This is a genomic window from Flavobacterium sp. DSR2-3-3, from assembly GCF_049896585.1.
Lineage (GTDB): Bacteria > Bacteroidota > Bacteroidia > Flavobacteriales > Flavobacteriaceae > Flavobacterium.
This window is the reverse complement of sequence record NZ_JAFCUP010000005.1, coordinates 1-14,130: the sequence shown is the minus strand read 5'-3', so window position 1 is coordinate 14,130 and position 14,130 is coordinate 1. Positions and strand designations below refer to the sequence as shown.

Here is a 14,130-nt window from a genome sequence, read left to right as displayed (position 1 = left end):
GCGAATTATTTCTTCTAAGATGAGCCATAAAATCCAATTTTGAAAAGAATAAATTTAAGGTATAATCCAAATTTTATCATTTTGTTTGGAATAAATATTTTACCAGCTTTTACATATAAGAAAATAATTACAAAAAGTAAAATGGATATTTTTAATACTATTAAAATGTAAGATTATAAGTATAGTAAATTTAAAAAAGTGCGTTTAATCGATTAAATTAGTATTTAATCGATGTAAAGTATATTTTTGAGCAACAGTTTAAAAAGCTCAATTATAGTCTTGAAGTTTAATAATTTAACTTATTTGTTATGAAAAAACATTACTTTACTAAAAAGGTATTACTAGCCTATTTGTTATTTTTTATGACAATAACAACAAATGTATTTGCTCAAGTAGGCATTGGAACTATTACTCCGAACGCAAGTTCTGTGTTAGATGTGTCCTCTACAACTCAAGGAATGTTGACACCCAGAATGACAACGGCACAACGTGTTGCCATTGTATCTCCAGCTGACGGTTTAATGGTGTACGACACGGATTTAAAATCTTTTTATCATTTCAATTCCTCTATAACGTCTTGGAATGTTATTAATAGCGGTACTAACGGTAGATTAAAATTTAAAAGAATTAAATCTACGGACGTTTTAGCGACGGTTTTGGCGGCGGAGAAAGCAGCAGGTGCTAATAATAAATATCTTTTGGATGCGACAACTTTGTATGAAATTAACGGTACCATTATAGTAGATTTGCCGATAGAATTGAATAATGCTTATGTTATTGGTTTAGATTCTGGAGAGGATAAGTTGGTTAAACTTAGTGGAGATCTTTTTATGGGAACAACAGGTGGGTCAATTAGGGGATTAGCGTTAGTGGCATCAGGTGCGGGGGGTAATGTTTTTAATATTACTGGTGACGGAACTTCAAATTTAATTTTAAGAGATGGTATCATTGCCAATTCAGCTAATGTAGGTCTTATCAAAGGTTTTTCACTAGTATTTGTGAGTATTATACAATATGTAGGTAATGCAAATGGAATTATTTATCAAGATATTAAAAAGTTGTTGATTAACAATGCAGGTTGGTTCGGAGGTGCTTTACCTCTCGGAAATTCTGGGACTTATGAAAAGATTGTTGGTACATTTGGACAAGTGGCCAAGCAAGGAGGATTTAGTGAGGTTTCTGGTTCAAGCATTGGCTTTGATGTGTCTTCCAATCCAACAATAACAGGAGATGCTGTCATGGAGACCGTTGTGTTTACAGGAGATTATCCAGCAGGATATGTAAATCCATATACACCTAGGGTTTATGCAGGTTATAATTTTAATAATAAATGGAATGTTCGCTGCGCAGGAATTCCTACCGAAACAGATTTATCCGCTGTGGGTAATATTAATTTCAATTATACTGTAGCAGCTCCATCTCCAACAGTATTAACGGGTACTACCGCTCAAAAAGTGGATGGTGCTACTACATCTGAAGATCTTTTTAGATTTGCTAAAGATGGTAATAATAAGATAACGTATTTAGGTAGTAAAAAACGTTTTTTTAGAGTAGGAGGTTCTATTTCTTTTCAAACCACTGCCAACAATACTACATTTGTATTTTATATCGCAAAGAATGGTATCCTTATTGACAAATCAAAAGTGTTTGTACGATCTAGTGTTGCCGATGATGTTATTTCATTATCAATCCAAACATTAGTTGAATTAACAACTAATAATTTTGTTGAATTATGGGTAGCTCGTGAAGATGGAACAGGAAACGTAAAAATTGCTTCCGTTAATTTATCTGCCAATTAATTTGGTAAAAAGTAGTAGAATACTTTACACATTGCTTTAATGTCTCCTTTAAACAAAAGATATAGGCTGCAGAAAAACAAAATCTTTGGTAAAAAATTCCAAAGATTTTATTTTTAAATTTAGCTGCTATTGGTACGTTAAAATTATTATAATATTAATTAAGCTATTTTCATAAGTCGTTACTTTGTGTAAAATTTGATTAAAATGATCTTTCGTATCGTATTCTTGTGTCTCATCCTTCTTATTATTGAGCTTTACTCTTTTCAAGTTTTAAAAACTTTAATAAAATCAAAGCCAGTATTATTTTCAATTCAGCTTATAAGCCTATTGGTTTTAGTATATATTGTTTATTCTTTGATGCAATTTGATCGAAATTCAGGGCAAACTAGGCAATTGATGGGTGTTGTAGGCTTACTGCTTATTGTTTATGTTCCCAAATTAATTTTGACTCTTGTCCTAATGAGCGAAGATATTTTTAGATTGGGAGCAGGAATAGTAAATTATTTTGTCGATTATGACAAGAGCACGGATTTCCTCAACTCCAGACGAAAGTTTGTCAGTCAAATAGGATTAGGGTTAGCGGCAGTTCCTTTTTTATCTTTAATTTATGGTGTGACCATTGGAAAATACAATTATAAAGTAATCAAACAACGTATTTTTTTCCCGGATTTGCCAGAAGCTTTTGATGGGTTTACGATTACTCAAATATCGGATGTTCACAGCGGAAGTTTTGATAACCCAGAAAAAATTAATTACGCTATTGATTTAGTTAATGAACAAAATTCAGATTTGATTTTGTTTACGGGTGATATCGTAAATACGGATGCCAAGGAAATGCATCCTTGGATAGAAACTTTCAATAGAATTAAAAAACACGAATACGGTAAATATTCCGTGTTGGGGAATCACGATTACGGCGAATATGTAACATGGCCAACAGAGGCTGCCAAAGAAGAGAATTTTAGGGCTATAAAAAGTCTGTATGGGGAAATTGGTTTCAATTTGTTGCTGAATGAACATACTTTTATCGAAAAAGAAGGAGCTAAAATAGCGTTGGTTGGTGTCGAAAACTGGGGTCATAACTTCAAGCAGGCCGGAGATTTAAATAAAGCTGGGGGACCGTTAAAGAAAGAAGATTTCAAGATTTTGATGAGTCACGATCCTTCACATTGGGAGCATGTCGTGCAACATGATGAGAAACATTATCACCTTACGCTTTCTGGTCACACGCACGGAATGCAATTTGGTATCGAAATTCCGGGTTATTTCAAATGGAGCCTGGCTCAATATGTTTACAAGCAATGGGCTGGTTTATATGAAAATCTTGGACGATACGTTTATGTCAATCGAGGATTTGGTTTCCACGCATATCCAGGTAGAGTAGGTATTATGCCGGAAATAACAGTCATTGAACTAAAAAAAGGCGTTAATGTGGCATAATTCGTTTAAAATGCTACATTTGTAAAATAAATATCTCTTTTTAGTGAATTTTAAAAATTAAATTTTTGGTTTTATGTCAAAATTTGGAGAACTTATAAATACTCAAGTGCCTGTATTAATTGATTTTTATACAGAGTGGAACGAATCTTCAGTTTCAATGCATCCTGTTATCAGAGATGTAGCAGCAGCTCTTGGCGATAAAGCGAAAGTGATAAAAATTGATGTAGATAAAAATCAAGAGTTAGCAGATGCTTTGCGCATCAAAGGTTTGCCAACACTGATGATTTACAAACAAGGTCAAATGATCTGGAGACAATCTGGCGAATTAGATGCCAATACGCTTATTGGAATCGTTCAGGAACAATTCTAAAATTGTTTATGTCACAAAACATCACAATTAAAATTATTTTCTTTTAAAAAAGCCAGTGTTTTTGGTAAAACATATTCAAGATTTTTGAAGGCTTTAATACTATCGTGAAACACAATAATACTTCCGGGTTTTACTTTTGACAGCACATTATTTAAACATTGTTCTTTAGATAGTGTTGTATCAAAATCTGCGCTAAGTACATCCCACATAATTATTTCATATCCCAATTTTTCTATTGCTCTTGCTTGAGCGGTTTTTAATTTGCCGTAAGGCGGACGGAATAGATTAGATTTTGAATTGTAATCTGTAGTTTTTTCGATTACTTCTTCGCACAATTTTATGTTTTTAATGTAAGCTTCAGTCGGCGTTTTCCATCCGTTTAAATGATTGAAAGTGTGATTACCTATGGCATGACCTTCGCGGATTACTTTTTTGAATATTTCGGGATGCTTCTCAATATTTTCTCCGATACAAAAAAAAGTAGCTTTCAAGTCGTATTTTTTTAATTCTTCCAAAACCCATGTTGTAATTTCTGGAATAGGTCCGTCATCGAAAGTGAGATATACGGTATTTCCTGAATTGGAAACATCCCAAGTATAATTAGAAAATATTTTTTTGATGATCCAATTTGTCTTAACCCAGTAAAATTTCATTTTTTAGTTTTAAGATTAAAAAAAATAGCGACATTTTTCAACACCGCTATTTTTTCTAATTGAATTTAAAATTACTCTTTCTCTCTTCCAAAACGTTCAAACATTTTGATGTACGTGTTGAAAGTGATTTTATGCTTATTGTAAAAATCTAAATCTCCATTTTCTTTCATGGCTTGCAAAAGGCTTCTATAACGCTCGATATCGATTATTATAGGAGTTGCAATACTACTTTGCTCGGAAGATTTAAGTTTACCGTAATAGTTGAGGTTTTCTTGATACTTACCGATTAGTTTTTCCAGCAATTGTCGTGCTTTTACTTTTTCATCAATTTTATAATAACCACCAGCAAAAGGCTCTAAAAGAGAGTAATAACCGAAAAATTCCAAAGGCATTTTTGTCATAGCCAAATCAATTATGATTTTTGCTTTGTCTTTTTTGCCTTCAATAATCAGTTGATTCATTAATCTTGAAAGGTATGAACGATAATTAATGCTGTTTTTTCTTGTTTCAGGATCGTGATATATGGTTTTGCTTTCGCTGTTTCCCCAATCCCATTTCATTACTTTATCATACATTTTATCGGAGTCTATTTGTCCCATTTCAAGCGGGCCTCCATCTTTAGGAATAATTGTTCTTATCGGTACTAATTTGTATACCATTCCTTCCAGTTGAAGATACTCTTTCATCCAGATGTAATCTTCGTCATCAAATGCGCCTCCGCTAAAATAAATAGGTCGTTTCCAATTGTTATTGGCAACAATATCCAGCATCATTAATCTGTTTTTGTACAATGCATTTTTACTTATATCCAAATCAATATAGGGAACTATAGAATCATTGTATTTGGCAGAAACTACTTTATTTTGCATAATGATGTTTTTGTCAATTGGAATTCTAATTTTATTCGTAGGATAAAAATGAATGGTTTGTCCGTTTTGCATTTCAACCGTTGATTTTGGATTTTTTATAAAATCAATAAAATCTTTTATATCCCAACGGGTTTCCACTTTTGGAATATGTGCCACATAATCCAATTTATCTCCTACATACTGATCGTGTGTAAATGAAATAGGTAATGGATCTGACTCGTATGTTTTGGTTTTCATCTGATCGATATACCAATCCGTCATGAATAAACTAGTATTTACAATTTTGACATCCGTTCTTACTTTTTCAATTTCTTGGGCATACCAAAGCGGAAAAGTGTCGTTATCGCCAATAGTAAATAAAATAGCATTAGGATCACAAGAAGTAAGGTATGCTTTTGCCATGGCTACAGCAGTAGATTTTCCTGAACGATCATGGTCATCCCAGTTTTGAGCAGCCATTAATACAGGAGCAGCCAGTAAACTGGCGCAGATAATTATTGGGCCGGCAATTTTTGGAGCTAAATATTTTTGGATGCTTTCGTATAATGCATAAACTCCAAAACCAATCCAGATGGCAAACACGTAAAAAGAGCCAACTAACGCATAATCCCGTTCTCGTGGTTCAAAAGGTCTTTCGTTCAAGTATATTTTTAATGCTATTCCTGTAAAAAGAAATAAAGCCAGCAGAACGTAAAAACTTTTTAAATCCTTATTGGCGTGGTACATTAAACCTATTAAACCAAGAATAAACGGTAAAAAGAAATAGACATTTCTACCCTTGTTGTTCAATACATCTGATGGTAAATTTTCTTGACTGCCCAAGTGTAATTCGTCTATAAATGAAATTCCGCTAAGCCAATTCCCGTCTAAGTAATCGTACCTTCCCTGAACATCATTCTGACGACCAACGAAATTCCACATTAAATACCTCCAATACATATAGCCAAATTGGTATTCAACCATAAAGCCAATATTATCAACGGTTGTTGGTTTGTCAACCAATAAATAATCACCGTAACTTTTTAGAAATTTAATGTAACCTTCGTTGTCAATTTGTTTTTGAGAGTAAGCTTGTCTGAATTCGTTGACGATTTTTTCAGTTTCATTTTTCAGTTGCGCGATCGCTTTATTATATTCTTCTTCACTAAGTTGGCTAGGGTCAATCCCATATTTGGCCAGATCGTCTTCGTACGAATAATTAGGATTTAATCTGAACTCTGGCGGATTTGTGAAATTCATGTAATTTTCAATATGATCGCCACTCCACATTCTTGGTAAAATAGTTTTGTGGTTGTCATCCGTATTTTGTTCGGCATTTTTGAAATTATTGACAATAACATATTTTCCTGTTTTGTAATCTCTTTCATAATTGGGGGCTTTGTCCAGATAAGGATTGTCGTCGTCTAAACCTGAAAAAGCTTCGGTGTATTGAGGACCGTAAAACAATGGGTTAACACCGTATTGCTCTCTGTTATAGTACGCAAGAACTTCACGAGCATCAGAAGGTTTGTTTTCGTTAATAACGGTGTTGGCGTTGGCACGAATTGGTAACATTGTCCAAGTAGAAAATCCGATTAGGATAAAAAGAACACAGAGAATTAAAGTGTTGTAATTTGCAAGACCTTTATTGTTGGTGTATTTTAATCCAAAATAAAACAGCGCAGCCAGCAAAACAGTTACTAATATAGTTCCTGAGTCAAACGGTAATCCTAAGCTATTCACCATAAAAACTTCGGTTTTACCAAAGAATCCCATGGTCATGGGAAGAAGTAATTTGAATATAAAAAGTAAAATAGCGATTACAACCACGTTTGCAATAAGGAAACTTTTGACTGTAACAACTTTATAGTTTTTGAAAAAGTATAAAAATCCAATTGCAGGGATTGTTAATAAAGCCATGAAGTGAACTCCAAACGAAAGTCCAACAACAAGTGAAATGATTAATAACCATTTATTTCCTCTTGGTTTGTTCATGTCTTGTTCCCAGCGTAATCCGAGCCAAAATAATAACGCAATAAATAAGGAAGCCATGGCGTAAACTTCGGCCTCGACTGCGTTATACCAAAAACTATCAGAGAAAGTATAAGCCAAAGCGCCTACAAGTGAGCTTCCTAGTATTACAATTTCATTGTTTCTGTTTAATTCTGAAAATCGGGAAACTAATTTTTTTAAGATCATCGAGGAAGACCAAAATAGGAATAAAATGGTAAAAGCACTCGAAAACACGGACATCATATTCACCATTAAGGCAATTTTAGTTTCATCTGCAGCAAACATGGCGAAGAAAGCACCAATCATTTGGTATAAAGGAGCTCCCGGTGGGTGGCCAACTTCTAATTTAGCCGCTGTCGCAATGTATTCGCCGCAATCCCAGAAACTCATGGTGGGCTCAACTGTCAGCGTGTAGGTTAATAATGCGATTCCAAATGTAAGCCAACCAATAATTGTATTCCATTTATTAAAATTGAATGCTGCTTTATCCATGTACTAAAGTTTAATTTAATTGTAAGTCACAAAGAAAATGTTTTTTTGTTTAACCTCCATCGCATTAACACTATTTTCTGGAAAAGTAATGCAATTGAATAACGTGTTGACTATGAATCTTTTTCGTTTGTTTTTGAAATTAAATTTAATTTTAGAAAAATATTTTTTGATAAAAAGACGAAAAAAGTTTGCTCAAACTAAAAATTAGTATAAATTTGCACTCGCTTAACAGCAATACTGGTCTATGGTGTAATGGTAACACAACTGTTTTTGGTGCAGTCTTTCAAGGTTCGAGTCCTTGTAGACCAACAAAGAAAACTTCTCATAATTTGAGAGGTTTTTTTTTATTTTTATTTTTAAACAGAATTATCTACTTAATACTTTGTTCCTGGATTTATCAATTTTAGGATTGATTATTTATTACAGTTCAAATTTCACATCCATCAGATTTTAAAAGTAATTAAAGGTTTTGTGGTGTGATTCACTAAGTCTTCACTTATGCTTCCGTTAAAAAAATGTGCCAATCCGGTTCTGCCATGAGTGCAAAGTCCAATTAAATCTGCATCAACAGTCTTTGAAAAATTGGAAATACCACTTTCAATATTGGCATCATTAAAAATATGTAAAGAGTAGTTTTTTATATCATAGTTTTCGATAAATTCTTTCATTGTTTTTTCAGCAGAAACAGTAGCCTTGAAGCTATTTGGGGTGCAAATCATCACTAACAACAGGTTTGCATCAAAAATTTCAACGAATTCAATCATTTTTTTGAAAGGTTTTTTGATTTCTGTTGAAAAATCAGATGCAAATACAATGTTTTTAAATTTTATTTCGCCAACATCTTTTTTTATAACTAAAACTGGAACTTCGGAGAGGCGCACCACTTTTTCGGTATTAGAACCAATGAGTGTTTCTTCGATTCCGGTAGTTCCGTGAGATCCCATAACAATTAAGTCAATCTTGTTTTTCTTGTTGAACGATAAAATTCCGTCAAATGCTCTTTCAAATTGAATAGTAGTATTTATAGAGAGTCCGTTTAAAAAGGGTTGTTCGGTTATTTTTTGCAGGGTTTCATTCGCTTTTTTAATGAATAACATTACTTCAGGAATACTGCCGCCATTTTTCATGGCGTCACTCATTTGGTTTGGTAGTTCTAATAAATGTAGTAAAAAGATCTCGCATTTGTTCTTTTTTGCGATTATGGCAGCTGCTTTTAGAGCGTTTTCAGCATGTTCGGAAAAATCGATTGGGACTAAAATGCGTTTCATAATTAAGAAGTGTTAAATTATGTTAATAACTGCTATTTTGTTACGCTAATAAAGGTAAGAAATTATTTTACAGCAATCGATTATTTTAGTTTACAAAAAAAACACTATATTTGCACCATTATTTATTAAAATCTAGATAATGAGGGGACTAAATGTCCCCTCTTTTTATAAAAATATGACATTTAAAGAAAAAGTAAATTCGTTATTGGCGGAATGCCTTTTAGAAAGGCCATCAATTTTTTTGATAGACCTTATTATTACTGATGCTTTCAAGGTTATTGTGACTTTAGATGGGGATAATGGAGTAGCACTTCAGAACTGTATCGATGTAAGTCGTTTTATAGATAATGAATTGGATCGCGAAGAGCAGGATTACTCTTTAGAAGTAGCGTCGGTAGGAGTAGGTTCACCATTGAAATTAATAAGACAATACAAGAAAAATATAGGACGCACATTGATTTTGAAGACTGGGGCAGAATTAATTGAAGCAGAATTAGTGGAAGCTAATGATGATTTTGTAGTTTTGTCATGGAAAGCAAGAGAGCCGAAAAAAATAGGTAAAGGAAAGGAAACAGTTCAAAAAGAACTACAACTTCATTACGGAGACATTAAAGAAGCAATTGTTACAGTAACATTTTAATTAAAGAATTCGCATGGAAAATTTAGCATTAATCGATTCATTCTCAGAGTTTAAAGATGATAAACTTATTGATCGTGTAACGCTTATGGCAATTTTAGAAGATGTATTTAGAAATGCATTGAAGAAAAAATACGGTTCAGATGATAATTTCGATATCATTATAAATCCTGATAAGGGAGATATGGAGATATGGCAGAGAAGAGTAATCGTTGCGGATGAAGACTTAGATTTTGACCATCTTGAGATTACTTTAACTGAAGCTAGAAAAATCGAGCCTGATTTTGAAATTGGTGAAGAAGTTTCCGAAGAAGTAAAATTAATTGATTTAGGGAGAAGAGCAATTTTAGCTTTACGTCAGAATTTGATTTCTAAAATTCATGAACATGATAATACGAATCTTTACAAACAATTTAAAGATTTAATAGGCGATATTTATACTGCTGAAGTGCACCACGTGCGCCCAAGAGTTGTGATTTTGGTTGATGATGAAGGAAATGAAATCATTTTACCTAAAGAAAAACAAATACCTTCTGACTTTTTCCGTAAAGGAGATAATGTTAGAGGAATAATAGAAAGCGTTGAATTAAAAGGAAATAAGCCTCAAATTATTATGTCTAGAACTTCTGAGAAGTTTTTGGAAAAATTGTTTGAACAAGAAATTCCTGAGGTATTTGACGGTTTAATTATGGTTAAAAAAGTGGTAAGGATACCTGGTGAGAAAGCAAAAGTAGCCGTAGATTCTTATGACGACAGAATTGATCCTGTTGGAGCTTGTGTAGGTATGAAAGGGTCTCGTATTCACGGAATTGTTCGGGAATTAGGAAACGAAAATATCGATGTTATCAATTACACCAGCAACATACAGTTGTTTATTACAAGGGCATTAAGTCCTGCAAAAGTGTCTTCTATTAAAATTAATGAAGATACAAAAAGAGCAGAAGTTTTCTTGAAACTGGAAGAGGTTTCAAAAGCTATTGGTCGTGGTGGGCATAACATTAAATTAGCAGGTTTATTAACTGGCTATGAGTTAGATGTTATTCGTGAAGGAGATGTTGCAGGTGCTACAGCTGATGAGGATGATGTTGAATTAACAGAGTTTTCGGATGAAATTGAAGACTGGGTTATTGAAGAGTTTGCAAAAATTGGTTTGGATACAGCAAAGAGTATCTTAAAACAAGATGTAGAAGATTTAGTAAGAAGAACAGACCTAGAAGAGGAAACAATTCTGGATGTAATGAGAATATTGAAAGAAGAATTTGATAGTTAGTCAATGTGTCTTCAACGATAAACATGCCACTTTACAATTAATTCTTGCTCGGTAGGTATCGAGTTGGGAGTAAAGTGAGGAATAACAAAAAAGGTAATAATAAAAAGGTTTTATGTCTGAAGAGAGAATTATTAGAATAAACAAAGTTTTAAGGGAATTGAATATTTCTTTAGAAAGAGCTGTGGATTATCTAAAAGATAAGGGGATTGTTATTGAAGCAAATCCAAACGCAAAAATTTCTGATGATGTATACAATGTCTTGTGCGGTCAGTTTGCTGGTGACAAGGGGAATAAAGAAGCTTCAAAAGAAGTTGGCGAAGAGAAAAGAAAAGAAAAAGAAGCTTTGCGTTTAGAACGAGAAAAAGAAATTGAAGACAAACGTAAGCTAGAGGAAGATCGTCTGAAGCAACAAGAAGTTATAAAAGCGAGAGCGGTAATAGCTGCTCCTGTTCAAGTTGGTAAGATTGATCTGAATCGTAAGAAACCTTCAATAGTACCGCCTGTAAAAGCTGTTGAAAAAGTGGAGGCTCCGGTTGTTAAGATCGCTGAGGTAAAAGCTGTTCAAAAAGAAGTTTTAGCTGAAAAACCGTCAGCAGAAAAACCTTTGGAAGAAAAAGTTGTTACAGACAAAAAAGAGGTGAAACCTGTTGTTGGAATTAAAGAGGTGAAAACAGAGGCTGTAAAAGAAGTCGCTGCGGAACCAAAAGTTGTTGCGAAAACCGAAGCAGTTAAGGTTGATGAAGTTCCTGTTGATGAAACCATCACAACGCAATATCAAAAACTATCGGGAACTACTTTAACTGGCCAAATAATTGATTTATCGCAATTCAATAAACCAAAAAAGAAAAAAGAAGAACCAAAAATCACTCCGAATAAACCGGGTGCTCCAGGTTCGGCTGCAGCCAATGCAAATAAAAACAAGCGTAAAAGGATTGCTCCCAAACCAGGTGCTCCAAGACCGCCTGCAGTACCAGGAGTTCCTGGTGCGCCAAATCCTAACAAGATTACACCTAATGTAGGTGGCGGTGGATTCAACGCAAACAGAAGTGCAAGACCTGGTTTTGTAAAAGGAAACAGACCTGCAATTGTTGCCAAAGTGGAGCCTACTGAGGAAGAAGTTAAAAATCAAATTAGAGAGACTTTAGAGAAACTACAAGGTAAAGGTGGTAAATCTAAAGCGGCTAAATATAGAAGAGACAAAAGAGATACGCACCGTCAGAAGTCTGATGATGAACAAAGAGCGATTGACGAAGGAAGTAAAACTATAAAGGTTACTGAATTTGTTACAGTTGGTGAAATTGCCATCATGATGGATGTGCCAATTACTAAAGTTATTGGTACGTGTATGTCACTTGGAATCATGGTTACCATGAACCAACGTCTTGATGCAGAAACCTTGACTATCGTTGCTGATGAATTTGGTTATGAAGTTGAATTTATCACTGTAGACATCGAAGAAGCAATTCAGGTTGTTGAAGACAGAGAAGAAGATTTAGTTTTCAGAGCTCCGATTGTAACCGTAATGGGTCACGTCGATCACGGTAAAACATCGTTACTGGATTACATTCGTAAAGAAAACGTAATTGCAGGTGAATCTGGAGGAATCACACAGCATATTGGTGCCTACGGAGTAACTTTGGATAACGGACAAAAAATCGCATTCTTAGATACACCGGGTCACGAAGCGTTTACTGCGATGCGTGCGCGTGGTGCTCAAGTCACAGATATTGCTATTATTGTGATTGCTGCTGATGATGACATTATGCCGCAAACCAAAGAAGCAATTAGCCATGCTCAAGCTGCTGGAGTTCCAATCATTTTTGCTATCAATAAAATTGATAAGCCAAATGCTAATCCTGAAAAAGTAAAAGAAAGATTAGCAGGTATGAATTTACTTGTAGAAGATTGGGGTGGAAAAATTCAATCTCATGATATTTCCGCGAAAGTGGGAACAGGTGTGAAAGAATTATTAGAAAAAGTATTATTAGAAGCGGAACTTTTAGATTTGAAAGCAAATCCAAATAAAGCGGCTTCTGGAACTGTTGTTGAGGCTTTCCTTGACAAAGGAAAAGGATATGTTAGTACAATATTAGTTCAAAACGGAACATTGAAAATTGGAGATTATATGTTGGCGGGTAAGCATCATGGTAAAATTAAGGCCATGCATGATGAAAGAGGGAACATTGTAACTGTTGCGGGTCCTTCGACTCCGGTTTCAGTTCTTGGTCTTGATGGAGCAGCAACTGCGGGTGATAAGTTCAATATTTTTGAAGACGAAAAAGAAGCGAAACAAATTGCTTCAAAACGTTCTCAGTTAATGCGTGAACAATCCGTACGTACACAACGTCATATTACATTAGATGAAATTGGACGTAGAATTGCATTGGGTCAATTTAAAGAATTAAACATTATCCTTAAAGGAGATGTGGATGGTTCTGTTGAAGCCTTATCTGATTCATTCTCTAAATTATCTACTGAAGAAATTCAAATTAATATTATCCACAAAGGTGTTGGAGCAATAACTGAAACTGACGTAATGTTAGCTTCTGCTTCAGATGCAATTATTATTGGATTTAATGTTCGTCCTGCTGGAAATGCAAGACAATTAGCAGACAAAGAGGAAATCGATATCCGTTACTACTCTATCATCTATGCTGCTATTGATGACTTGAAAGATGCCATGGAAGGAATGTTAGCTCCGGAAATGAAAGAAGAAATTCTGGGTACAGCTGAGATCAGAGAGATATTTAAAATCTCTAAAGTAGGTTCAATTGCCGGAAGTATGGTAATGGATGGTAAAATTGTTAAGAACGCCAAAATGAGAATCATCAGAGATGGTGTGGTAGTCTTTACCGGAGAGCTTTTAGCATTGAAGCGATTTAAAGATGACGTGCGAGAAGTTGCCAAAGGTTACGATTGTGGTATTCAAGTAAAAGGATATAATGACATCGAAGAAAGAGATGTTATTGAATCGTACCATGAAGTTGCTATCAAAAAGAAGTTGAAATAAAATTTCATTATAATAAAACTAAAATCCCGAGCAATCGGGATTTTTTTTATTTTTATAACTTACTTAAAAATTTAGCCATGAATAAATTACTTATATTATTTTTTATTGCAGTCTGCACTGTTGCGTTTTCTCAAAATAAAATGGAATATCATAAAATATCTTTAAAAGAGCAGGATTCAAGTTATAAATGCAACTTTTTGATTAAACATATAATTAGGTGTTTCAAAATTAAATCTTTTTCTTGGTCTATTGTTTAATTTCTCTTGTATTTCTATAATTCTCTCTGGAGTTATTTCATCAAATGATGATGATTTGGGTATGTATTGTCTT

At 34.0% G+C, this 14,130-nt stretch carries 9 protein-coding genes and 1 tRNA gene; 7 read left to right on the top strand and 3 right to left on the bottom strand.

Translation table 11 applies throughout. From position 1 onward, the window contains the following. The first annotated feature begins 308 nt into the window (after positions 1-308). The 3 genes from ACP7AQ_RS07960 to ACP7AQ_RS07950 all read left to right on the top strand — a co-directional run bounded on the left by ACP7AQ_RS07960 (position 309) and on the right by ACP7AQ_RS07950 (position 3,609). A complete protein-coding gene (locus tag ACP7AQ_RS07960; RefSeq protein WP_426095069.1) occupies positions 309-1,799 on the top strand; it encodes a hypothetical protein in 1,491 nt (496 codons plus the stop codon). 204 nt (positions 1,800-2,003) lie between these two features. Further along, positions 2,004-3,239: a metallophosphoesterase gene (locus tag ACP7AQ_RS07955; protein WP_426095068.1), complete on the top strand. Its 1,236-nt coding sequence runs from the start codon at positions 2,004-2,006 to the stop codon at positions 3,237-3,239. Positions 3,240-3,312: 73 nt separating this feature from the next. Next, positions 3,313-3,609 carry a thioredoxin family protein gene (locus tag ACP7AQ_RS07950; protein WP_114754879.1) on the top strand — a complete coding sequence of 99 codons (297 nt, stop codon included), beginning with the start codon at positions 3,313-3,315 and terminating at the stop codon, positions 3,607-3,609. 11 nt (positions 3,610-3,620) lie between these two features. On the opposite strand, the gene ACP7AQ_RS07945 is transcribed toward ACP7AQ_RS07950, so the two are convergent. Next, positions 3,621-4,262, bottom strand: coding sequence for a polysaccharide deacetylase family protein (locus tag ACP7AQ_RS07945; protein ID WP_426095067.1), 642 nt, complete (start codon positions 4,260-4,262; stop codon positions 3,621-3,623). Between the two features lie 71 nt (positions 4,263-4,333). Continuing rightward, the gene (locus tag ACP7AQ_RS07940; RefSeq protein ID WP_426095066.1) at positions 4,334-7,615 is read right to left on the bottom strand and encodes a glycosyltransferase family 117 protein; all 3,282 of its coding nucleotides are present in this window, start codon (positions 7,613-7,615) and stop codon (positions 4,334-4,336) included. Positions 7,616-7,853: 238 nt separating this feature from the next. Between ACP7AQ_RS07940 and ACP7AQ_RS07935 the strand changes: the two genes are divergently transcribed. Then, positions 7,854-7,924: transfer RNA gene (locus tag ACP7AQ_RS07935), tRNA-Gln, on the top strand. Between the two features lie 134 nt (positions 7,925-8,058). Here ACP7AQ_RS07935 and ACP7AQ_RS07930 read toward each other — a convergent pair. Then, on the bottom strand, positions 8,059-8,883 hold the full coding sequence (locus tag ACP7AQ_RS07930; protein WP_426095065.1) for a universal stress protein: 825 nt from the start codon (positions 8,881-8,883) through the stop codon (positions 8,059-8,061). A 175-nt stretch (positions 8,884-9,058) separates the two neighbouring features. Between ACP7AQ_RS07930 and rimP the strand changes: the two genes are divergently transcribed. From rimP to infB, 3 genes are all read left to right on the top strand, one after another. Further along, entirely contained in the window at positions 9,059-9,523 is a 465-nt protein-coding gene (rimP, locus tag ACP7AQ_RS07925; RefSeq protein WP_426095269.1) for a ribosome assembly cofactor RimP, read from the top strand. 13 nt (positions 9,524-9,536) lie between these two features. Beyond that, positions 9,537-10,790, top strand: a complete 1,254-nt coding sequence (gene nusA, locus ACP7AQ_RS07920; protein ID WP_282710868.1) for a transcription termination factor NusA — start codon at positions 9,537-9,539, stop codon at positions 10,788-10,790. 112 nt (positions 10,791-10,902) lie between these two features. Further along, positions 10,903-13,800: a translation initiation factor IF-2 gene (infB, locus tag ACP7AQ_RS07915; protein WP_426095064.1), complete on the top strand. Its 2,898-nt coding sequence runs from the start codon at positions 10,903-10,905 to the stop codon at positions 13,798-13,800. Positions 13,801-14,130: the final 330 nt, after the last annotated feature.

What these genes read in the sequence shown, in the direction of transcription:
- ACP7AQ_RS07960 (WP_426095069.1), top strand. Translation starts at nt 309, where the DNA reads ATGAAAAAACATTACTTTACTAAAAAGGTATTACTAGCCTATTTGTTA.
- ACP7AQ_RS07955 (WP_426095068.1), top strand. Translation starts at nt 2,004, where the DNA reads ATGATCTTTCGTATCGTATTCTTGTGTCTCATCCTTCTTATTATTGAG.
- ACP7AQ_RS07950 (WP_114754879.1), top strand. Translation starts at nt 3,313, where the DNA reads ATGTCAAAATTTGGAGAACTTATAAATACTCAAGTGCCTGTATTAATT.
- ACP7AQ_RS07945 (WP_426095067.1), bottom strand. Translation starts at nt 4,262, where the DNA reads ATGAAATTTTACTGGGTTAAGACAAATTGGATCATCAAAAAAATATTT.
- ACP7AQ_RS07940 (WP_426095066.1), bottom strand. Translation starts at nt 7,615, where the DNA reads ATGGATAAAGCAGCATTCAATTTTAATAAATGGAATACAATTATTGGT.
- ACP7AQ_RS07930 (WP_426095065.1), bottom strand. Translation starts at nt 8,883, where the DNA reads ATGAAACGCATTTTAGTCCCAATCGATTTTTCCGAACATGCTGAAAAC.
- rimP (WP_426095269.1), top strand. Translation starts at nt 9,059, where the DNA reads ATGACATTTAAAGAAAAAGTAAATTCGTTATTGGCGGAATGCCTTTTA.
- nusA (WP_282710868.1), top strand. Translation starts at nt 9,537, where the DNA reads ATGGAAAATTTAGCATTAATCGATTCATTCTCAGAGTTTAAAGATGAT.
- infB (WP_426095064.1), top strand. Translation starts at nt 10,903, where the DNA reads ATGTCTGAAGAGAGAATTATTAGAATAAACAAAGTTTTAAGGGAATTG.